The following is a 20,680-nucleotide window of genomic DNA, read 5'->3' as shown; positions in this document are numbered from 1 at the left end:
GCGCGGGGCGGCTAACCCGGCGTCCTGCCGGGTTACCCACGGATTCAAGCCTGCGTTCGGCCAGCGTGTTTGACGGGGCGCCTGAGATCAAGATCAAAAGCAAGAGCACGGCGGCCTAGTAGCCGACCTGAGTGGTTGGATCAAAAGCAGGTACGTGTAAGAGCTGGCTTGCTCTCGATGGCGGTGTGTCAGCTGATGAAGTTGTGGCTGTCACATTGCAATCGGGGGCAAGCCCCCTCCCACATTTAGACCGCGATCGACAGACGCAACTCCGGTCGGCTTTAAGGCCGCCGCGTTTGCCTTTGCTCTATACCACTCAAGCCGGCTGTCAGGCCGCTGTGCTTTTGCTTTTGATCTTGATCTTAGGCGCCCCGTTAAACACGCTGGCGAATTACGGGCACACCGAGCGTGAGCGAGGTGCCGAGTGTTGGGGCGAAGCGTTTTTGGTTACTTTTGGGCTCCTTTCAAAAGTGACCCGCCGTAAGGGCGGAACCCATATCTGCCGTTACCGCAGCAACGGATATGTACCCAACCCAACCCCATCATTGACCATCCCCCAAGCACTGCGTAGCCTTGCACCCTCGAGGTTCTTCGGCCCAGGCCGAAGCTAAGAAGGGAACGCGGTCCAAGCCGCGGCTGCCCCCGCAACTGTAAAGGGTTCATCTGACTGCCACGCCACTGCCACCAGGCGGGAAGGCGCAGCCAGCGCCGGTCGCAAGACCCGCAAGCCCCAAGCCAGGAGACCTGCCTCGTAACCGATTTTCCACTTCAACCGGGCGGGGTGATCCGGTGACGAAATCCGCTGCTGCGCGCCGTCGCAGGGCCTATCGTCCCGTATGCCCGCCCCCAAGGGCATCCGATGAAAACACTGGCCAAACTTCCCGTCACCATCGTTACCGGCTTTCTCGGTTCGGGCAAAACCACCTTGCTGCGCCATATGCTCGACAACGCCCAGGGCCGTCGCATCGCGGTGATCGTCAATGAATTCGGTGAGTTGGGCATCGACGGTGAAATCCTCAAGCAGTGCTCCATCGGTTGCACCGAAGAAGAAGCCAACGGCCGCGTCTACGAGCTGGCCAACGGCTGCCTGTGCTGCACCGTGCAGGAAGAATTCTTCCCGGTAATGCGCGAATTGGTCGCCCGTCGCGGCGACCTTGACCATATCCTCATCGAAACCTCCGGCCTGGCCCTGCCAAAACCCTTGGTGCAAGCCTTCCAGTGGCCGGAAATCCGCAGTGCCTGCACCGTTGACGCGGTGATCACCGTGGTCGACAGCCCAGCCGTGGCCGCCGGCACGTTCGCCGCGTTCCCGGACCAGGTCGATGCCCAGCGCAAACTCGACCCGAACCTCGACCACGAATCGCCACTGCACGAGCTGTTCGCCGACCAGTTGGCCAGTGCCGACCTGGTCATCCTCAATAAAGCCGACCTGATCAGCGCCGAAGACCTGGCCCGCGTGCGCCTGGAAGTCGCCGAAGAACTGCCGCCAGCGGTGAAGATCATCGAAGCCAGCAGCGGTCGCCTGCCGCTGGACGTGCTGATCGGCCTGGACGCCGGTGCCGAAGAGCATATCGACGGACGCCACAGCCATCACGATCACCACCACGACGGTGAAGACGATCACGATCACGATGCGTTTGACTCCATCTCCATCGACCTGCCGCAAGCCGACGAAGCGCTGCTGCTCGACGCCCTGACGCAATTGGTGGTGCAGCACGGCATCCTGCGTGTCAAAGGTTTCGCCGCGATCCCGAACAAGCCGATGCGTCTGCTGATCCAGGGCGTGGGCACGCGTTTCGACAAGCATTTCGACCGCGCGTGGGGCGCCGACGAAGCGCGCATCACGCGCCTGGTGCTGATCGGCCAGGACCTGGATGCGGCAGGTCTCGAAGCGCAACTGCGCGCAGCCCTCAGCGTTTAACCCATGCACCTGCTCAGGACTCAGCCCGGTGGTTTTGTCTCGGACGACAATATTGCCGACCTTGGCCAAACCCCCGCTGAACTGGTGATCCTGTGCAGCGGTGATTCCAGCCTGGCGCTGTTGGCCGAAGCGGCCCAGCAGTTGCCCGACGACTACCCCAGCTTGCGCCTGGCCAACCCGATGCAGGTGCAGAACCATGCCTCGGTCGACCTGTACGTCGATGAGGTGCTGCGCCACGCCAAGGTCATCCTGATTTCGCTGCACGGCGGCATCGGTTATTGGCGCTACGGCATCGAGCGCTTGGTGGAGTTGGCCGAACGTGGCGTGCAGTTGATCCTGGTACCGGGGGATGATCGCCCGGACCCGGAGCTCAGCGCGTTGAGCACCGTCGGCGCAGAAGAGCGTGATCGCCTCTGGCAGTTCCTGCGCCAGGGCGGCCTGGGCAATGCCTTGGATTTCTATCGCTGCCTGGCCAGTGGTTACCTGGGCCGCGACTACGCCTGGGAAGCGCCGCACACCCTGCCGCGCACGGCGATTTATCATCCCCGTCACGCCAATGCCCGTCTGACCGATTGGCAGGCCGACTGGAACGCTGACTGGCCGGTGGCGGCGGTGCTGTTTTATCGCTCGCATTTGCAGGCGGCCAATACCGGTTTTATCGATGTGTTCTGCCAGCGCTTGCAGGCGGCGGGCCTCAACCCGTTGCCGATGGCGGTGGCCAGTTTGAAAGAGCCGGGCTGCCTGACGGTGGTCGAGGACTGGCTGGATGAGGTCGGCGCGGCGGTGATCCTGAACACCACCGGCTTTGCCCAGTCCAGCCCGGAAGCGCCGCACCTGCGCCCGTTTCGCCGCAATATCCCGGTGATCCAGGCGATCTGCGCCCAGGACAACCAGCCCGGCTGGGAAGCCAGCGAGCAAGGCCTCGGCCCGCGTGACCTGGCCATGCACATTGCCTTGCCGGAGCTGGACGGGCGCATCATCAGCCGGCCGATCAGTTTCAAGGACCTGGCCTGGCGCAGCGAGCGCAGCCAGTCGGATGTGGTGTGCTACCGCGCCGCACCTGAGCGCATGGATTTTGTCGCTGAGCTGGCGCGGCGTTGGGTCGAGCTGGCGCGGGTGTCGAATGCGGATAAACGCGTTGCGCTGATCCTTGCCAATTACCCGACCCGCGACGGCCGGATCGGTAACGGCGTGGGCCTGGATACCCCGGCCGCCGCGCTGAATATCCTGCGTGCCCTGCAAGCCGAAGGCTATCCGCTGCCGGACACCTTGCCCGACAGCGGCACGGCGTTGATCCACGACCTGTTGGGCGGTGTCACCAACGACCTGGACAGCCTCGACCTGCGCCCGTGCCATCAAAGCCTGGGGCTGGATGACTACGAGGTGCTGTTCCAGCGCTTGCCCGAGGCCAATCGCCAGGCGGTGCTGGAACGCTGGGGCCCGCCGCAGAACGACCCGATGTGCCGCGACGGTCGCATGATGATCGCCGGCCTGCGCCTGGGCCTGACCTTTGTCGGCATCCAACCGGCGCGGGGTTATCAGGTGGACGCCAGCGCGGTGTATCACGATCCGGACTTGGTGCCGCCTCACGCGTACTTGGCGTTTTACTTTTGGCTGCGCCACACCTACGGCGCCCATGGCGTGATCCATGTGGGCAAGCACGGCAACCTCGAATGGCTGCCGGGCAAGGGTGTGGGCCTGTCGGAGAACTGCTGGCCCGACGCGCTGCTGGGGCCGCTGCCGAATATCTATCCGTTTATCGTCAACGACCCGGGCGAGGGCGCCCAAGCCAAGCGGCGCACGCAGGCGGTGATCATCGATCACCTGATGCCGCCGCTGACCCGTGCCGAAACCTACGGCCCACTGCGCAACCTGGAGTTGTTGGCCGACGAGTATTACGAAGCGCAATTGCTCGACCCGCGCCGCGCCCTGGCGTTGCAGAAAGACATCCTCGCGCTGGTGCGTGAAACCCGCATCGACCAGGAGCTGGAGCTGGAGAGCGATGCCGACGCGGCCGTGTGGCTGCCGCGCCTGGACACCTACCTGTGCGACCTGAAGGAGTCGCAGATCCGCGACGGCCTGCACATTTTTGGCGAGTCGCCCGCCGGCCGCTTGCGTATCGACACCTTGCTGGCTTTGCTGCGCATCCCGCGTGGCGATGGCCGTGGCCCGCAGTCGAGTGTGCTGCGGGTGCTGGCCAAGGCGTTTGACTTGGGTTTCGACCCGCTGGACTGCGCCCTGGCCGAACCCTGGACCGGACGGCGTCCCGAGGTGTTGCAGAAGATTGACGCTCAGTTGTGGCGCACTGCCGGTGATACCCGTGAGCGCCTGGAGCTGTACGCGGCGCGGTTGATCGAGCAGGCGTTGGAAGGGCCGCTGGAGCAGTTGGAAGAGCCCGGCTGGGAAGACGTGAAAGCGGTGATCGAAAGCCTGCGTATCGTTGTGGCGCCACGCCTGGACGCCTGTGGGCCGGCGGAAATGCGCGGGCTGCTGGACGCCTTGGGCGGCCGTTTCGTGCCCGCTGGCCCCAGCGGTGCGCCGAGTCGCGGGCGTTTGGATGTGCTGCCCACCGGACGCAACTTTTTCAGCGTCGACGTGCGCAACCTGCCCACCACCACCGCCTGGCGCATCGGTTTCCAGTCGGCCAACCTGATCCTGGAGCGACACCTCCAGGACCATGGCGACCATCTGCGCCAGCTCGGCCTGTCGGTATGGGGCACCGCGACCATGCGTACCGGTGGCGATGATATCGCCCAGGCCATGGCACTGATGGGCGTGCGCCCGGTGTGGGCGACGGGCAGCCAGCGCGTGGATGACTTCGAGATTCTGCCGATCAGCTTGCTGGACCGGCCGCGCGTTGACGTGACGCTGCGGGTGTCCGGCTTCTTCCGGGATGCCTTCGCTAACCTGATCCGCCTGTTCGATGCAGCGGTGCAGGCGGTGGCCGCGCTCGACGAACCGGACGCTATGAACCCGTTGGCGGCCAAGGTGCGCAGTGAGCGCGAGGCCTTGCTGGCGTCCGGCCTGGACGCAGAGGCTGCGGCGAAACAGGCCGGCTGGCGCATCTTCGGCGCCAAGCCTGGCGCCTATGGCGCGGGTGTGCAGGGCGCGATCGACGGGCGCCTGTGGCAGAGCCGCGAAGACCTGGCCGAGGTCTACCTGAACTGGGGCGGCTACGCGTATGGCGGCGCCGACGAGGGCACCGCCGCCCGCGAACAGTTCGCCCAGCGGTTGAGCCAGGTTCAGGCCGTTTTGCAGAACCAGGACAACCGCGAGCACGACCTGCTTGATTCCAATGATTACTACCAATTCCAGGGCGGCATGCTCGCCGCCGTGGAAACCCTGAGCGGTGACAAGGCCGCCAGCTACCATGGCGACCATAGCCAGCCGGACCTGCCGAAGATCCGTACCTTGAAGGAAGAGCTGAACCGGGTGATCCGTTCCCGCGCCGCCAACCCCAAGTGGATCGAAGGCGTGAAGCGCCATGGCTATAAAGGTGCGTTCGAGATGGCGGCGACCGTGGACAACCTGTTTGCGTTCGACGCCACTACCGCGCTGATTGACGATCACCAATACGCCTTGTTGGCCGACGCCTATTTGCTCGACCCCGACACCCGGGCCTTTGTGCAACAGCACAACCCGGATGCACTGCGCGATATGACCGAACGCATGCTGGAAGCCCAGCAGCGTGGGATGTGGCAGGAGCCGGGGGCGTACCGTGAGGCGTTGGAAAACCTGTTGCTGGATATAGAAGAAGACAGCTAACACGTATTTGGTTTTTTGTGTGGTGAGCGGGCTTGCCCCGCGCTGGGCTGCGAAGCGGCCCTGACAAGGTCGTCTCATTTTTTCAGGTATAACGCGGTGTATCGCAGGGGGGGCGGCTTCGCCGCCCAGCGCGGGGCAAGCCCGCTCACCACAGGACAAGCCTGCTCACCACAGGGCAAGCCCGTTCACCACAGGCAGGATTTAAAGAGAATTCGCATGACTGATATTCCCCATTTCCCGCTGTCCGCCGTGGTCGGCGCAGACGACCTGAAACTGGCGCTGTGCCTGACCGCCATCGACCCAAAGATCGGCGGCGTGCTGATCGAAGGCCCGCGCGGCATGGCCAAGTCGACCCTGGCGCGCGGCCTCGCGGACCTGTTGGCCAGCGGACAGTTCGTGACCTTGCCGTTGGGCGCCACCGAAGAGCGCCTGGTCGGCACACTGGACCTGGACGCCGCATTGGGCGAGGGCCGTGCGCAATTTTCACCCGGCGTATTGGCCAAGGCTGACGGCGGCGTGTTGTATGTCGACGAGGTCAACTTGCTACCCGATCACCTGGTGGACCTGCTGTTGGACGTGGCGGCGAGCGGCACCAACCTGATCGAGCGCGACGGCATTTCCCATCGCCATTCGGCGCGGTTTGTGCTGATCGGCACCATGAACCCGGAGGAGGGCGAGCTGCGCCCGCAACTGCTCGACCGCTTTGGTTTCAACGTGGCGTTGAGCGGGCAGACCTTGCCGACCGAGCGCGGGCAGATCATCCGTCGGCGGTTGGATTTCGACAGCGATCCCGCGGTGTTCTGCGTGCAATGGTCGGAGCCTCAAGCAGCCTTGCGCGAACGTTGTACCCAGGCGCGGGCGCGGCTCGACAGTATCGAGTTGGATGATCGGGCGCTGGCGCAGATCACCGAGCGGTGCTTCGCCGCCGGTGTCGACGGCCTGCGCGCGGACCTTGTCTGGCTGCGAGGCGCGAGGGCGCATGCCGCATGGCGGGGGGCCAACGCCATCGCCGAGGAAGATATCGAAGCCGTTGCCGAGTTTGCCCTGCGCCATCGCCGTCAGGAGCAAGCGCCACCGTCCAGCCCGCCTCCTGAAGGCCAGGCACCGAAACCGTCGGACACCTCGCCCGGCCAAGGCCAATGGGGTGATATGCCCGCCCCGGCGTTACCCACCGGCGCTCGTCGGGATGTGCCCGCCTGGCCAAAAAAGCCCTAGGCATTCGCCCCCGGCCTGACGCGGGGGCGGATGCCCGGCCCAAGGCAGGGCGATTGGACAGCGGCAGGCACGGCAAGGCACGCAGCGCTAAGCAAGGCGCGATCAATTGGCCGGGCACTTTGCTCGGTGGTCGGCCGCAATCGCGAGAGGACTTGCTGTTTCACCTGCGCAGTCGTGCGGCCCATGAGCTGTGGCTGGTGATTGTCGATGCGTCGGCGTCTACACGGCGGCATCGGGCGTTAACCGACGCCAAGGGCTTGTTGGCGCAATTATTTGATGACGCTTACCGCCAACGGGCACGGATGGCGTTGTTGACCGCGAGCGGGCCAGTGCCGAAGTGGCAGGTACAGGGATTGAAAGCAGCCAAGGGCTTGGCGGGCTGGCTGGAGCAGTTGGGGGCGGGCGGTGGCACGCCATTGCTGGCGGCATTGACCGAAGCCGGGGAATGGCTGGCGGTACGGCGCAAGCGATATCCGGCTGAGCGGCAGCGCTTGCTGGTGATTACTGACGGGCGACTCAAGGATATTAACGGGTTGTCGCTGCTGGCGTGTCCGGGGTTGTTGGTGGATATCGAGCGCGGGCCGATCAGGTTGGGTCGGGCTCGGGAGTTGGCGATCAGGTTGCAGTTGGAGTATCGGCATATCGATCAGCTGTAGTGCCTGGGCAACCGCTATCGGGGTGCAAGCCGCCTCCCACAGAAGAAATGTGCTCACCTGTGGGAGGGGGCTTGCCCCCGATGAGGCCCTGAAACTCACTACAAAAACTCAGCCAGCCCCCGGCACATTCGGCCAAAGATCCGCCACCAGGAATAACCGCTCAGCTTCCTCCCAATCCTCACCCACCTGCACCAGCCGCACCAGCAACTGCGCCGGTGCCATCGGGTCCAGGTCGGCCAGCCAGCCCTGCATCCGCGCTTCACTCCACACCTCATCCGCCGCGTAATGCGCCGGCGCCAACCACGCATGCCGGGGCAGGGGTTGCCAGTAGCCCGGTGCGCTGGCGCTGACAAATGCCTGCCAATCACGCTGATGTAGCCAACGCCCACGCAAATGCTGGGGATGGGCGCCAACGGGCGCCTGGGCTTGGCCAGGCCAGGGATACAGCAGATAACCGCCCAGCCACAAGTGCGCGTCGAATTGTTGGATGTCCAGCGCTTCCAGCGCCTCACGGCTTTCCGCCCGCGCTGAAATCGGCAGTTGATGCTGGGCCAGATGCGCGAGCTTGCGGTCCAGTCGGTCATGGCAGCCCGGACCCAGCCATTGCGCGGCGTCCTGGCCGTTGCCGTCTTGCGGCCCGAGATAGAGTTTGATCGCCAGTTCCAGGTGATGCACGCCATCACGGTCGCGCAGCAGCATGTCCAGCTCGCCGAGGGTATGCCCGGCGCGGCGGATCGGCAGGTTGGCCGCCAACAGTTCCACGCCCGGCGCATGGTGCACGGCGAACTGCCACAGGCGTTCGTAATACAGGCCCAGGCGCCGGGTGCGTGACAGGTTCAGCCATTGCTGCAGGGCGCTGCTGTCCTGGTCCAATTGTCGCAGCCAGTGTTCGAGCCGATGCGGCGCTTGCACCCAGTCGCTGCCGGTCAGCGGGTGGCGCTGCGGCCACGGCGTCTGTGCGAGCATCGGCGGGGCAAGCATCACCCACGCCAGGTCGCGCACTTCGGGGTGGCGCAGCTGGCGGGGCAGGTTGTGCAGATCCGGGAACACAGTCATGGTCCGAGCATAGCCTTTTAACGAGGGTGCAGGGGGCCGAGAACCATTGTCATCAAGGCTTCACGGCGACAAAGGATTTTGCCTGACGCGGCCTTTCGCCCATAATCGTTCTTTTTTCGCCGCACCCCACATCCCGCAGGAGCCCCATGGAGCAATTTCGCAATATCGGAATTATCGGTCGCCTGGGCAGTACCCAGGTGCTGGACACCGTCCGCCGGCTGAAAAAATTCCTGCTGGAACGCCACCTGCATGTGATCCTTGAAGACACCATCGCTGAAATCCTGCCGGGCCACGGCCTGCAGACCTCGTCGCGCAAGATGCTCGGTGAAGTCTGCGACATGGTCATCGTGGTCGGCGGCGACGGCAGCCTGTTGGGCGCCGCTCGCGCGCTGGCGCGGCACAATGTGCCGGTGCTGGGGATCAACCGGGGCAGCCTGGGTTTCCTCACCGACATCCGCCCGGATGAGCTGGAAGTCGAAGTGGCCAAGGTGCTCGACGGCCATTACCTGGTGGAGAACCGCTTCCTGCTGCAAGCTGAAGTGCGCCGTCACGGCGAGGCCATCGGCCAGGGCGACGCCTTGAATGACGTGGTGCTGCACCCCGGCAAATCGACGCGGATGATCGAGTTCGAGCTGTATATCGACGGCCAGTTCGTGTGCAGCCAGAAGGCCGACGGCCTGATCGTCGCCACGCCCACCGGCTCTACGGCCTACGCGCTCTCGGCGGGTGGCCCGATCATGCATCCCAAGCTGGATGCCATTGTGATCGTGCCGATGTATCCCCATATGTTGTCGAGCCGGCCGATTGTGGTCGACGGGAACAGTGAGCTGAAAATCGTGGTGTCCAAAGACATGCAGATCTACCCGCAAGTCTCCTGCGACGGGCAGAACCATTTTACCTGCGCCCCCGGTGACACCATCACCGTGAGCAAGAAGGCACAGAAGTTGCGGTTGATCCATCCGCTGGACCACAACTATTACGAAGTGTGCCGCACCAAGCTGGGCTGGGGCAGCCGCTTGGGGGGTGGAGGCGACTGATGCTCGATCCCGCGCGTAGCTACGACCTGATTGGTGACGTGCACGGTTGCGCCCATACCCTTGAGCATTTGCTCGACCGGCTGGGCTACCACAAGCAGGGCGGCACCTGGCGCCATCCGTCGCGCATGGCGGTGTTCCTCGGCGATATCATCGACCGTGGCCCACGCATCCGCGAGGCGCTGCATATCGTCCACGACATGGCTGAGGCCGGCCAGGCGCTGTGCATCATGGGCAACCACGAATTCAACGCCTTGGGTTGGAGCACACCGGCGCCGCCAGGCAGTGGCAAGCAGTTTGTGCGCGAGCACAGCCCACGGCATGCGCGGTTGATCCAGGAAACCCTGACCCAGTTCGAACACCACCCGGACGATTGGCACGACTTCCTCGGCTGGTTCTATGACATGCCGCTGTTTGTCGACGCCGGGCGTTTCCGCGTGGTGCACGCGTGCTGGGACGAGGGCTTTATCCAGCCGCTGCGCGCGACCTTCCCCGACGGCTGCATCGACCAGCACTTCCTGCAGGCCGCCGCCGTGCCGGGCAGTTTTGCCTGCAACGCCTTCGACCGCCTGCTGCGCGGCACCGATATGCGCCTGCCGGATGGCCTCACGCTGACCGGTGGCGACGGTCTGACGCGTTCGTTCTTCCGCACCAAGTTCTGGGAAGACGACCCGAAAACCTATGGCGACATCGTGTTCCAGCCCGACGCCTTGCCGGAGCCGGTGGCGCGTACGCCGTTGTCGTCCACCGAAAAGAATTCCCTGCTGCGCTATGGCGTCGACGAGCCCTTGCTGTTCGTCGGGCATTACTGGCGCAGCGGCAAGCCGGCGCCGATCCGCGACAACCTGGCCTGCCTGGACTACAGCGCGGTGCTGTACGGCAAGCTGGTGGCGTACCGCCTGGACCAGGAAACCCGTCTCGACCCGCGCAAGTTCGTGTGGGTCGATGTCGAGCGGCCGGAGGTGCTCACATGAGCCTCCTGCGCACCGCAACCGCACTTTTGAGGAACCTCCATGGATGATTCGACGTTCGACCAGCTGGAGGCCGCGCTGTCCGCTGCCCCCGGCAACGTCGCACTGCTGACCCTGTTGCTGGGCGCCAGCCTTGAGCGTGGCGAACACGCGCGCGGGTTGAAGCTGTTGCCGGCCGACCTTGAGCAATGGCCAGAGGCCGCAGCCTTGAAGCTGGCGGCGGCGCAACTGTTGCTGGCCGATGGGCAAGCGCAGAAGGCGTTGCCCTTGATCGAAGGTGCAGACCCCGCTGCGCGCCTGCTCAAGGCCCGTGCCTTGGCGGCACTGGAGCGCCTCAAGGAAGCCCAGGTGGAATACCGCGCAGCGGTGGACGCCAACCCCGCCCTGGAAGACATGGCACTGTGGCGCCGCCTGAATGTTTCGGTGGTGGACTTCCCAGGCGCCGAGGGCCGCCCGCGGCTGCGCGTGATCTCCAATGACGACACCGACCAGAGCGAAGTCGTGCGCCTGCTGGTGCCGGAAAACGAAACCCTGACCTTCGATGATATCGGCGGTCTGGATGAGCTGAAAAAGACCATCCATAAAAAGATCATCCTGCCGTACCAGAAACCGGGCCTGTTCCAGCGCTTTCGCAAGAAAGTCGGCGGCGGGGTGCTGCTGTACGGCCCGCCGGGCTGCGGCAAGACCATGCTGGCCCGCGCGACGGCGGGGGAATGCAAGGCGACGTTTTTCAACGTGGCGATTTCCGATGTGCTGGATATGTACATCGGCGAGTCCGAACGCAAGTTGCACGCGCTGTTCGAGCAGGCGCGGGCCCAGGCGCCGGCGGTGATGTTTTTCGACGAGGTTGAAGCGCTCGGTGGCAAACGCGCCAATACCCGCGAGTCGACCTCGTCCAAGCTGGTGAGCCAGTTCCTCTCCGAGATGGACGGTTTTACCAATGACAACCACGGCGTACTGATCCTTGCCGCGACCAACGTGCCGTGGTCGGTCGACTCGGCATTCCGCCGCCCCGGCCGGTTTGACCGCGTACTGTTTGTGCCGCCACCGGATCGCCCGGCGCGGGAGGCGATGCTCAAGGCGATGATGAAAGGCCGCCCCATGGCCGACGACATCGACTTTGCCTTCCTGGCCAAGAACACCTCGGGCTTCTCCGGCGCCGACCTCAGCGAGCTGGTGGAAACCGCTGCCGACGAGGCCATTGAAGCGTCCATCGAGAGTGGCGCCGAGCAGTCGATCTGTGATCGGCATTTCAAGCACGCCTTGAAAGAAGTGCGCGCCACCACCCTGGAATGGCTGACCACGGCGCGTAACTACGCGCGGTATGCCAATGAAGGCAACCAGTACGACGAAGTGCTCGCCTTCCTCGACAAACACGGGAAGGGTCGCTGATGGCGCAGTACGGTGGGTATCGCATCGAAGATGAACCGCGCCCCGGCGCCTTGGCCAAGTGGGCGGTCTCGCCGTTCTGGCCGCTGCTGGGCCTGATGCTGGGCGGTGCCTGGCTGGGCTTGCCGTGGTTTGTGTTCAACTCCATCGCCGTCGGCAGCCCGACCCGGGTGCGCGAATGGGTGCTGGCCGGCGTGGCACTGCTGGGCAGCCTCGTGATCGGTTTTGTATTGCTGCAACTGGTGGGTGCCGGTTATCTGCAAACCCAGGCGCAAATCCAATACGCGTTGCTGGTGCTGGTGGTGTGGAAACTCACCCTGGGTTACCTGCTGTATATGCAGCAAAACGCGACCATCGAGATTTACCAGTACTACGGCGGCGAGCTGAGCCGCTTTGGTTTTCCCTTGGCGTTGATTGGTGGCTTCGTGCTCAAAGGCATGGTCGTCAAATGGCTGCCGTACACCCTGTGGTACCTGGTGGTGAGCTGATGAATACCGACTATCTGCTGCAACTGGCCTACCAGCGCCTGCAGGCTGACCACAATGACGGCGCCATCGACGCACTGCGCCAACTGCTGGCCAGCGATCCGCATTCCGCCGAGGCGCATGCCTTGCTGGCGATCTGCTTGATGAACATGCGCCGCGTGCATGCCGCCAAGCGCGAAGTGCAACTGGCCCTGGCCGCCGACGCGCAGCTGCCGCTGTCCCACTATGCCGCCGCGCAAGTAGCGATTGCCTTGCGCAAGTTCAAGCTGGCCCAGGAACACGTGAGCCAACTGCTGGACATGGAACCGCTGAACCCGGCGTATTACCGTTGCCAGGCCGAGTTGTACCAGCTTACCGGACGCCTGGCGCAGAGCCGCGAGCCGCTGGAAAAAGCCTTGCAACTGGGCCCCGACGACCCCGCCAACCTGGTGGCCCTGGCGCAGTTCCACCGTGCTAGCAGCCAGTGGGACCAGGCGTACCAGTTCGCCCGCCAGGCCTTGCAGGCTGACCCGGCGAATGCGGCAGCGGTGGTGGTGCTCGGTCACCTGTTGTTGCGTGAAGGGGACATCAATGGCGCCCGCGACCACGCGATCTGGGCCTTGCAGGAGAACGCTACCAACGTCGCCGCGCTGCACCTGCTCACGGCAGTCAAGGCACGCAGCAATGTGTTCCTCGGCACCTGGTGGCGTTTCAATAGCTGGATGAACGAGCGCAGCGCCACCCGCGCCATCATCCTGCTGCTGTGCATGTTCGTGGTCTACCGTGTCGTAGTGATTACGCTGACGGACCAGGGCTATCCGCAAGTGGCGGAGATGGTCAACTGGCTGTGGCTGGCGTTTGCCGCCTACACCTTCGCGGCGCCGCAGATCTTCCGGCGCTTGCTGGACAAAGAGCTTGTACAGGTCAAGCTCTCCAAGGAATTCTGACGGGCCGGGCCCGTCAACCCTGTACTCGCTGAACCTCAGAGGCTGTTCACATGTCATCTTTTGCTGAAATGATCGAAAACATCACCCCGGACATCTACGAGAGCCTCAAGCTCGCCGTGGAAATCGGCAAGTGGTCCGATGGCCGCAAGCTCACCGCCGAGCAGCGCGAGCTGTCGTTGCAGGCGATGATCGCCTGGGAACTCCAGAACCTGCCGGAAGAGCAGCGCACCGGTTACATGGGCCCGCAGGAATGCCAGTCGAAATCGACCACCGTGCCGAACATCCTGTTCAAGTCGGATGCGATCCATTGATTGAAATTGGTCGCGGTGCAGTCAGCAAGATGTCGGTGCAACTCGGTGAGCCGACCGTTCAATACGCGTTTCGCCTCGGCGATACGGAGGTGCCGGTCAACCCGTTGATCGGCACTCACGTGCGCCTGGAATACCTCGGCGCCATTCATTGCAGCCATTGCGGCCGCAAGACCAAGACCAGCTTCAGCCAGGGCTATTGCTACCCGTGCATGACCAAGCTGGCCCAGTGTGACCTGTGCATCATGAGCCCCGAGCGTTGCCATTACGACGCCGGCACCTGCCGCGATCCAGGCTGGGGCGAAAAATTCTGCATGACCGACCATGTGGTGTACCTGGCGAATTCGTCGGGGATCAAGGTCGGCATTACCCGCGCCACCCAGTTGCCGACGCGCTGGCTGGACCAGGGGGCGAGCCAGGCGTTGCCGATCATGCGCGTGGCCACCCGCCAGCAATCGGGCTTCGTCGAGGACCTGTTCCGCAGCCAGGTGGCCGACAAGACCAACTGGCGTGCACTGCTCAAGGGCGATGCGCAATCGGTCGACCTCAAGCAGGTGCGTGACGATCTGTTCGCCTCCTGCGCCGAAGGCCTGGTGAGTCTGCAGGAACGCTTTGGCTTGCAGGCCATCCAAACGATTGCCGACATTGAACCGATCGAAATCCGTTATCCGGTCGAGCAGTACCCGACCAAGATCGTCAGCTTCAACCTGGACAAGAACCCGATAGCCGAAGGCACGCTGCTGGGGATCAAGGGCCAATACCTGATCTTCGACACCGGCGTTATCAATATTCGTAAGTACACGGCCTACCAGCTCGCCGTGCATCAGTAGAAGGATGCCACCCATGCGCACCGAACAACCGAAGATGATTTACCTGAAGGACTATCAGGCGCCGGACTACCTGATCGACGAGACGCACCTGACCTTCGAGTTGTTCGAGGACCACAGCCTGGTCCACGCGCAACTGGTGATGCGCCGCAACCCTGAGCGCGGTGCCGGTTTGCCGCCGCTGGTGCTGGACGGCCAGCAACTGGAGCTGTTGAGTGTCAACCTGGCCGATCAGGAACTGACGGCCGATGATTATCAACTGACCGACAGTCACCTGACGGTGCATCCCAAGAGCGAGACTTTTACCCTCGATACCACGGTAAAAATCCACCCGGAAACCAACACGGCCCTGGAAGGCCTGTACAAATCCGGCAGCATGTTCTGCACCCAGTGCGAGGCCGAAGGCTTCCGCAAGATCACCTACTACCTCGACCGCCCGGACGTGATGAGCACGTTCACCACCACGGTGATCGCCGAGCAACATCGCTACCCGATCCTGCTGTCCAACGGCAACCCGATCGCCAGCGGTCCCGGCGAAGACGGCCGTCATTGGGCGACCTGGGAAGACCCGTTCAAGAAGCCTGCCTACCTGTTCGCGCTGGTGGCCGGTGACCTGTGGTGTGTCGAAGACACCTTCACCACCATGACGGACCGTGAAGTGGCGCTGCGCATCTACGTCGAGCCGGAAAACATCGACAAGTGCCAGCACGCGATGACCAGCCTCAAGAAATCGATGCGCTGGGACGAAGAAACCTATGGCCGCGAGTACGACCTCGACATCTTCATGATCGTCGCCGTGAACGACTTCAACATGGGCGCCATGGAGAACAAGGGCCTCAACATCTTCAACTCCAGCGCCGTGCTGGCCCGCGCCGAAACCGCCACCGACGCCGCGCACCAGCGGGTCGAGGCGATCGTTGCCCACGAATACTTCCACAACTGGTCGGGCAACCGCGTGACCTGTCGCGACTGGTTCCAGCTGTCGCTCAAGGAAGGCTTCACCGTGTTCCGTGATTCGGGCTTCTCGGCCGACATGAACTCGGCCACGGTCAAGCGTATCCAGGATGTGGCGTACCTGCGTACCCACCAGTTCGCCGAAGACGCCGGCCCGATGGCCCACGCGGTGCGCCCGGACAGCTTTATCGAGATCTCCAACTTCTACACCCTGACGGTGTACGAAAAGGGCTCGGAAGTGGTCGGCATGATCCACACCTTGCTCGGCGCCGAAGGCTTCCGCAAAGGCAGCGACCTGTACTTTGAACGCCATGACGGCCAGGCCGTGACCTGCGACGACTTCATCAAGGCCATGGAAGACGCGAACGGCGCCGACCTGAGCCAGTTCAAGCGCTGGTACAGCCAGGCCGGTACGCCGCGCCTGGCGGTGAGCGAGTCTTACGACGCCGCGGCCAAGACCTACAGCCTGACCTTTCGCCAGAGCTGCCCGGAAACCACGGACAAGGTGGAAAAACTGCCGTTCGTGATCCCGGTGGAGCTGGGCTTGCTGGACGGTCAGGGCGCAGGTATTGCCTTGCGCCTGGCCGGCGAGGCGACTGCGGGTGCCACCTCACGGGTGATTTCGGTGACCGAGGCCGAGCAGACCTTCACCTTCGTTGATATCCCGGAGCAGCCGTTGCCTTCGCTGCTGCGCGGTTTCTCGGCGCCGGTGAAGCTGAGCTTCCCGTACAGCCGTGACCAACTGATGTTCCTGATGCAGCACGACAGCGACGGTTTCAACCGCTGGGATGCCGGCCAGCAGTTGTCGGTACAGGTGTTGCAGGAACTGGTTGCCCAGCATCAACAAGGCCAGGCCTTGAAGATGGATCAGCGCTTGATCACTGCGTTGCGCAGTGTGCTGAGCGACGAGCGTCTGGACCAGGCGATGGTGGCGGAAATGCTGTCGCTGCCGGGTGAAGCCTACCTGACTGAAATCAGCGAAGTGGCGGATGTGGACGCCATCCATGCGGCCCGTGAGTTTGCCCGCAAGCAACTGGCGGACAACCTGCATGAACCGCTGTGGTTGCGTTACCAGGCCAATCGCGCGCTGTCCAAGCAAACGCCGTACGTGGCGGCGGCTGAGCACTTTGCCCGGCGCGCCTTGCAGAACATCGCGTTGTCTTACCTGATGCTCAGCGGCAAGCCGGACGTGTTGGCGGCGACACTGGAACAGTTCGACACCAGCGACAACATGACCGAGCGCCTGACCGCGCTGGCGGTGTTGGTGAATTCGCCGTTCGAAGCGCAGAAGGCCCAGGCATTGGCGGTGTTTGCCGAAAACTTCAAGGACAACCCATTGGTCATGGACCAGTGGTTCAGCGTGCAGGCCGGCAGCACGTTGCCGGGTGGGCTGGAGCGCGTCAAGGCGTTGATGGAGCACCCGGCGTTCACCCTGAAGAACCCGAACAAGGTGCGCGCATTGATCGGCGCATTTGCCGGGCAGAACCTGATCAACTTCCATGCGGCGGATGGCTCGGGCTACCGCTTCCTGGCGGACCTGGTGATCCAGTTGAACAGCTTCAATCCGCAAATCGCCTCGCGCCAGTTGGCGCCGCTGACCCGCTGGCGCAAATACGACAGCGCGCGTCAGGCGCTGATGAAGGCGGAACTGGAGCGCATTCTGGCGTCCGGCGAGTTGTCGAGTGATGTGTTTGAGGTGGTCAGCAAGAGCCTTGCGTAAGCGGCAGTGTTGAATAAAAAACGGCCTGTTCACCAGGCCGTTTAATGAGAGGGTCACCCCCACACCCTGCGAAGGCTGCGCTTTCGCAGGGTGTTTTATTTTCGCAGACCCTGACCCTGACCCCAGCCTGCAATGTAGGCGGTCAAGGGGCTTTTTTACTGCTGACGTTTTCTGACAGGGGGCTCTGCTAAGCTGCGGCACGTTTCCTTTTTCGGCAGGCATTCCTGTGTCGCGTACCACTCGTCTTCTGACTTTGCTCCAGGCCCTGCGGGGTAAGAAACGTCCGGTGACCGCTGCCGTGCTGGCGGCGCAGTTGGAGGTGTCCGAGCGTACGCTGTACCGCGATATTGCTGAGCTGACGGCCTTGGGTGCACCGATTTTTGGCGAGGCGGGGGTAGGGTATGTGCTGCGCAGCGGCTTGTTTCTGCCGCCCTTGATGTTGAACGCCGAGGAAACCGAAGCCATCGTGCTCGGCTTGCGTTATGTGGACCAACGCGGCGATGACGTGCTCAGCCGCGCCGCCGCCAATGCCCTGGCAAAAATCGCCGATGTGCTTGACCCGGCCGCCCAGGAAGCCTTGCGCAACCCGACGCTGCTGCCCGGTCCGCCAGGGTTCGGCTACCCGGAAAACCGTGTGCCCCTGAATGTATTTCGCGATGCCATCCGCCACCAGGCCAAGTTGCACATCGATTACGCGGACGCCAGCCAGACCCAAAGCCAACGCCTGATCTGGCCACTGGCCCTGGGGTTCTTGAATGAGGTGCGGGTGATCGTGGCCTGGTGCGAGTTACGCGGCGCCTATCGCACCTTTCGTACCGACCGTGTGGCGAATGCCGAAGCGTGCGGTGAGCGTTATCCGGGGCGCCGCAGTGACTGGCTGCGGGCCTGGCGCAAGTTGATGGAGCAGAGTGAGTCCGCGCCGTTTACTCCTGACAAAAACTGACACAACCCTGGCTTAGCATGGCCGCACAAATCATCTGGAAAGGAGCTGTGCCATGTCTATCCCTGAGTTGGCGCCGGCCATCGCGGCCTATCTCGCGGCGGCCAATACCCGTGACACCTCGGCTGTCGCCGAGTGTTTTGCCGAGGATGCCAACGTGTTCGATGAGGGCCAGCACCGTGTTGGCACCGCCGCCATTGCGCGCTGGATGGAAGACACCGGGCGTCGTTACCAACCACGGGTCGAAGTGCTCAAGGTGCAACACCGTACCGGCAAGGTGTTGGTCAGCAATGTGGTGTCCGGCAATTTCCCCGGCAGCCCATTGGAGCTGCGCTACACCTTTCGGTTGAATGCGCAGGGCAAGATTTCACGGCTGGATATTTCCCTGTAGGTCATACTGGCGGGCATGACTTTCGACTCGCCCCTCGCTGCCTACCAACACGCCATTGCTCAACCGGGTTTCGTTGCCGACGACGCCCAGCGCCAGGCGGTGGATGCCCTGCAAGCCTGCCACCATGCCCTGCACCACGGCCAGGCGCCGATTGCCGGTGTGTACCTGTGGGGGCCGGTCGGGCGTGGCAAGACCTGGTTGATGGATCAGTTCTACCAAAGCCTGCGGGTGCCCGCGCGCCGCCAGCATTTTCATCACTTCATGGGGTGGGTGCATCAGCGCTTGTTCCAACTGACCGGTACTCACGACCCCTTGCAGGCCCTGGCGCGGGAACTGAGCCAGGCAGTACGGGTGTTGTGTTTCGATGAACTGTTCGTCAATGACATTGGTGACGCGATCATCCTCGGGCGCCTGTTCCAGGTGATGTTCGAGGAGGGCGTGGTGATGGTCTGCACGTCGAACCAACCGCCCGATCAGTTGTATGCCGACGGCTTCAACCGAGAGCGTTTTTTGCCGGGAATTGCAGCGATAAAGCAGCACATGCAAGTGGTCACGGTGGACGGCGGGGAGGATCACCGGTTGCACCCGGGCGCGGGTATTCAGCGCTACTGGGTCAATCAGCCCGAGGCGCTGGCGGGCGTGTTCGAGCAGTTGGCCGAAGGCCAGCCCACCCACAGCGGGCCGGTTGTCGTGGGGCATCGTTCCATCGTCGCCGTGCGGTCCGGCGCCACGGTGCTCTGGTGCCGCTACGCCGACCTGTGCGAACAGCCCCTGGCCGCAATGGATTTCATGCTGTTGTGCGATCGCTTCAAGGCGATCCTGCTGGGCGAAGTGCCCAACCTCAGCGCGCAGAAACGCCCGGGCCGGATTGCACGCGGCACCGAAGACGGTGCCCTGCGTGTGGTGGCCGGTGATCGCGAATTGCCGGCGTTGTCGGTGCACGATGACAGCGTACGTCGGTTTATCGCCCTGGTGGACGAGTGCTACGACCGCAAAGTGCCGTTATTTATCGAGGCGCAGGTGCCTTTGGAGAGCCTCTATACCGAGGGCTATCTGGAATTCCCGTTTCGCAGGACACTGAGCCGTCTGCAAGAAATGCAATTGCAGCGCTTTGGCTGACGTCTGTGCGAAAAAACCTCGGAATCAGCTGATTGCGAATTTTCGAAGGGTCAACCTTCGCGCTTTCATGCGCATATTTGTAGTTAATCTCCTTCATCTGCCTCCTGCTCCACGCTTACAATCGTGCCCCTCACAGGGAGCGATTCCCTTGTAATCGTGATCGAGGATGGAAATGGACACCCCAGATATCCTGGTGCTGCAAGCCAGTTACACCAACCCCGTGCATGCCGAAGCGATTGGCCATGTGCTCAACCATTACGCCGAAGACCCGATGGGCGGAGGCCACAGCCTGCCCGCCGACCTGCTGGAGCAACTGCCGGGTGAACTGGCCAAGCGCCCCCATGCGTTCAGCGTGCTGGCGTTTGTGGGGGGTGAGCCGGCGGGGCTGGTGAACTGCTTTGAAGGTTTCTCCACGTTTGCGTGTCGCCCGCTGGTTAACGTTCACGACGTGGTGGTGATGGGGGCTTTTCGTGGTTTGGGGTTGAGCCAGAAAATGCTGCAGAAGGTCGAGGAAATCGCCCGGCAGCGTGGCTGCTGCAAGATCACCCTCGAAGTGCTTGAAGGCAATGATGTGGCTCAAGCGGCGTATCGCAAGTTCGGCTTTGATGACTCGAAATTTGATCCGGCCCATGGGCGCATGTTGTTCTGGAACAAACCGCTTTAATCAATAAGTGGCAAAAAAAAGGCGCCATTAAATGGCGCCAAGTTCACCTTAGCCATAGGAGCGGAATGGTAAAGGGCAGTGCGGTTAAATCAAATTCGCAGTTGAATCAAGTATTCGGTTGTTGCTCGGCGGTGGATTTATCGGTCGCCTCTTTCTTCATGTTTTTTCCATCGGCCTGCGCGGTTTGTTCAGCGGTGCCGTGGGTCTTTTGCTGCATGAACGCGAAGTCGTTGTAGAACGCCTTCGAACGCTCCGAACCGCCTTCGGCAAAGGCCGCGGCAGAGGTCAGGGTCATCAGGGTGGCAAGCATCAAGGTGGAGAGTTTCATGGCAGTGTTCC

At 63.0% G+C, this 20,680-nt stretch carries 18 protein-coding genes and 1 riboswitch; of the genes, 16 read left to right on the top strand and 2 right to left on the bottom strand.

Annotation, left to right across the window (positions count from 1 at the left end):
• The first annotated feature begins 567 nt into the window (after positions 1 to 567).
• Positions 568 to 766: riboswitch (cobalamin riboswitch) on the top strand.
• A gap of 93 nt (positions 767 to 859) precedes the next feature.
• From cobW to AO064_RS15165, 4 genes are all read left to right on the top strand, one after another.
• Positions 860 to 1,921, top strand: a complete 1,062-nt coding sequence (gene cobW / locus AO064_RS15180; protein ID WP_064053851.1) for a cobalamin biosynthesis protein CobW — start codon at positions 860 to 862, stop codon at positions 1,919 to 1,921.
• A gap of 3 nt (positions 1,922 to 1,924) precedes the next feature.
• Entirely contained in the window at positions 1,925 to 5,686 is a 3,762-nt protein-coding gene (cobN, locus tag AO064_RS15175; protein WP_064053850.1) for a cobaltochelatase subunit CobN, read from the top strand.
• 216 nt (positions 5,687 to 5,902) lie between these two features.
• Entirely contained in the window at positions 5,903 to 6,901 is a 999-nt protein-coding gene (locus tag AO064_RS15170) for a magnesium chelatase ATPase subunit I (protein WP_012723863.1), read from the top strand.
• A gap of 53 nt (positions 6,902 to 6,954) precedes the next feature.
• Positions 6,955 to 7,557, top strand: coding sequence for a vWA domain-containing protein (locus AO064_RS15165; RefSeq protein ID WP_064053849.1), 603 nt, complete (start codon positions 6,955 to 6,957; stop codon positions 7,555 to 7,557).
• 108 nt (positions 7,558 to 7,665) lie between these two features.
• Here the strand turns inward: AO064_RS15165 and AO064_RS15160 are convergent, their stop codons facing one another.
• A complete protein-coding gene (locus AO064_RS15160; protein WP_064053848.1) occupies positions 7,666 to 8,613 on the bottom strand; it encodes a DUF1853 family protein in 948 nt (315 codons plus the stop codon).
• 146 nt (positions 8,614 to 8,759) lie between these two features.
• Between AO064_RS15160 and AO064_RS15155 the strand changes: the two genes are divergently transcribed.
• The 12 genes from AO064_RS15155 to AO064_RS15100 all read left to right on the top strand — a co-directional run bounded on the left by AO064_RS15155 (position 8,760) and on the right by AO064_RS15100 (position 20,341).
• Positions 8,760 to 9,650 (top strand): NAD(+) kinase, encoded by an 891-nt coding sequence (locus tag AO064_RS15155; protein ID WP_003217892.1) that lies wholly within the window; start codon positions 8,760 to 8,762, stop codon positions 9,648 to 9,650.
• Positions 9,647 to 10,621: a metallophosphoesterase gene (locus tag AO064_RS15150; protein ID WP_375232514.1), complete on the top strand. Its 975-nt coding sequence runs from the start codon at positions 9,647 to 9,649 to the stop codon at positions 10,619 to 10,621. Before AO064_RS15155 ends, AO064_RS15150 begins: the two co-directional genes overlap by 4 nt.
• 39 nt (positions 10,622 to 10,660) lie before the next feature.
• Positions 10,661 to 12,010: an ATP-binding protein gene (locus AO064_RS15145; protein ID WP_012723867.1), complete on the top strand. Its 1,350-nt coding sequence runs from the start codon at positions 10,661 to 10,663 to the stop codon at positions 12,008 to 12,010.
• Positions 12,010 to 12,495 (top strand): hypothetical protein, encoded by a 486-nt coding sequence (locus tag AO064_RS15140; protein WP_012723868.1) that lies wholly within the window; start codon positions 12,010 to 12,012, stop codon positions 12,493 to 12,495. The genes AO064_RS15145 and AO064_RS15140 overlap by 1 nt, the downstream gene beginning before the upstream one ends.
• Positions 12,495 to 13,418: a tetratricopeptide repeat protein gene (locus tag AO064_RS15135; protein ID WP_064053847.1), complete on the top strand. Its 924-nt coding sequence runs from the start codon at positions 12,495 to 12,497 to the stop codon at positions 13,416 to 13,418. The genes AO064_RS15140 and AO064_RS15135 overlap by 1 nt, the downstream gene beginning before the upstream one ends.
• A gap of 50 nt (positions 13,419 to 13,468) precedes the next feature.
• Complete coding sequence (locus tag AO064_RS15130; protein WP_012723870.1) at positions 13,469 to 13,729, top strand: YeaC family protein; 261 nt, start codon at positions 13,469 to 13,471, stop codon at positions 13,727 to 13,729.
• Positions 13,726 to 14,556, top strand: coding sequence for a DUF2797 domain-containing protein (locus AO064_RS15125; RefSeq protein WP_012723871.1), 831 nt, complete (start codon positions 13,726 to 13,728; stop codon positions 14,554 to 14,556). Before AO064_RS15130 ends, AO064_RS15125 begins: the two co-directional genes overlap by 4 nt.
• A 13-nt stretch (positions 14,557 to 14,569) precedes the next feature.
• Positions 14,570 to 17,227 (top strand): aminopeptidase N, encoded by a 2,658-nt coding sequence (gene pepN / locus AO064_RS15120; RefSeq protein WP_064053846.1) that lies wholly within the window; start codon positions 14,570 to 14,572, stop codon positions 17,225 to 17,227.
• Between the two features lie 226 nt (positions 17,228 to 17,453).
• Positions 17,454 to 18,170, top strand: coding sequence for a helix-turn-helix transcriptional regulator (locus AO064_RS15115; RefSeq protein WP_064053845.1), 717 nt, complete (start codon positions 17,454 to 17,456; stop codon positions 18,168 to 18,170).
• Between the two features lie 52 nt (positions 18,171 to 18,222).
• Positions 18,223 to 18,558 (top strand): nuclear transport factor 2 family protein, encoded by a 336-nt coding sequence (locus AO064_RS15110; protein WP_012723874.1) that lies wholly within the window; start codon positions 18,223 to 18,225, stop codon positions 18,556 to 18,558.
• Between the two features lie 15 nt (positions 18,559 to 18,573).
• A complete protein-coding gene (gene zapE / locus AO064_RS15105; RefSeq protein ID WP_012723875.1) occupies positions 18,574 to 19,677 on the top strand; it encodes a cell division protein ZapE in 1,104 nt (367 codons plus the stop codon).
• Positions 19,678 to 19,849: 172 nt separating this feature from the next.
• The gene (locus AO064_RS15100; protein ID WP_012723876.1) at positions 19,850 to 20,341 is read left to right on the top strand and encodes a GNAT family N-acetyltransferase; all 492 of its coding nucleotides are present in this window, start codon (positions 19,850 to 19,852) and stop codon (positions 20,339 to 20,341) included.
• A gap of 106 nt (positions 20,342 to 20,447) precedes the next feature.
• Here the strand turns inward: AO064_RS15100 and AO064_RS15095 are convergent, their stop codons facing one another.
• A complete protein-coding gene (locus AO064_RS15095) occupies positions 20,448 to 20,669 on the bottom strand; it encodes a hypothetical protein (protein ID WP_064053844.1) in 222 nt (73 codons plus the stop codon).
• Positions 20,670 to 20,680 lie beyond the last annotated feature (11 nt).

This window comes from Pseudomonas marginalis, assembly GCF_001645105.1.
GTDB classification, from domain to species: domain Bacteria; phylum Pseudomonadota; class Gammaproteobacteria; order Pseudomonadales; family Pseudomonadaceae; genus Aquipseudomonas; species Aquipseudomonas petroselini.
The sequence above is the reverse complement of the archived record's forward strand: the minus strand, read 5'-3'. Positions and strand labels throughout refer to the sequence as shown.

What these genes read in the sequence shown, in the direction of transcription:
- cobW (WP_064053851.1), top strand. Translation starts at nt 860, where the DNA reads ATGAAAACACTGGCCAAACTTCCCGTCACCATCGTTACCGGCTTTCTC.
- cobN (WP_064053850.1), top strand. Translation starts at nt 1,925, where the DNA reads ATGCACCTGCTCAGGACTCAGCCCGGTGGTTTTGTCTCGGACGACAAT.
- AO064_RS15170 (WP_012723863.1), top strand. Translation starts at nt 5,903, where the DNA reads ATGACTGATATTCCCCATTTCCCGCTGTCCGCCGTGGTCGGCGCAGAC.
- AO064_RS15160 (WP_064053848.1), bottom strand. Translation starts at nt 8,613, where the DNA reads ATGACTGTGTTCCCGGATCTGCACAACCTGCCCCGCCAGCTGCGCCAC.
- AO064_RS15155 (WP_003217892.1), top strand. Translation starts at nt 8,760, where the DNA reads ATGGAGCAATTTCGCAATATCGGAATTATCGGTCGCCTGGGCAGTACC.
- AO064_RS15145 (WP_012723867.1), top strand. Translation starts at nt 10,661, where the DNA reads ATGGATGATTCGACGTTCGACCAGCTGGAGGCCGCGCTGTCCGCTGCC.
- AO064_RS15140 (WP_012723868.1), top strand. Translation starts at nt 12,010, where the DNA reads ATGGCGCAGTACGGTGGGTATCGCATCGAAGATGAACCGCGCCCCGGC.
- AO064_RS15135 (WP_064053847.1), top strand. Translation starts at nt 12,495, where the DNA reads ATGAATACCGACTATCTGCTGCAACTGGCCTACCAGCGCCTGCAGGCT.
- AO064_RS15130 (WP_012723870.1), top strand. Translation starts at nt 13,469, where the DNA reads ATGTCATCTTTTGCTGAAATGATCGAAAACATCACCCCGGACATCTAC.
- pepN (WP_064053846.1), top strand. Translation starts at nt 14,570, where the DNA reads ATGCGCACCGAACAACCGAAGATGATTTACCTGAAGGACTATCAGGCG.
- AO064_RS15110 (WP_012723874.1), top strand. Translation starts at nt 18,223, where the DNA reads ATGTCTATCCCTGAGTTGGCGCCGGCCATCGCGGCCTATCTCGCGGCG.
- zapE (WP_012723875.1), top strand. Translation starts at nt 18,574, where the DNA reads ATGACTTTCGACTCGCCCCTCGCTGCCTACCAACACGCCATTGCTCAA.
- AO064_RS15100 (WP_012723876.1), top strand. Translation starts at nt 19,850, where the DNA reads ATGGACACCCCAGATATCCTGGTGCTGCAAGCCAGTTACACCAACCCC.
- AO064_RS15095 (WP_064053844.1), bottom strand. Translation starts at nt 20,669, where the DNA reads ATGAAACTCTCCACCTTGATGCTTGCCACCCTGATGACCCTGACCTCT.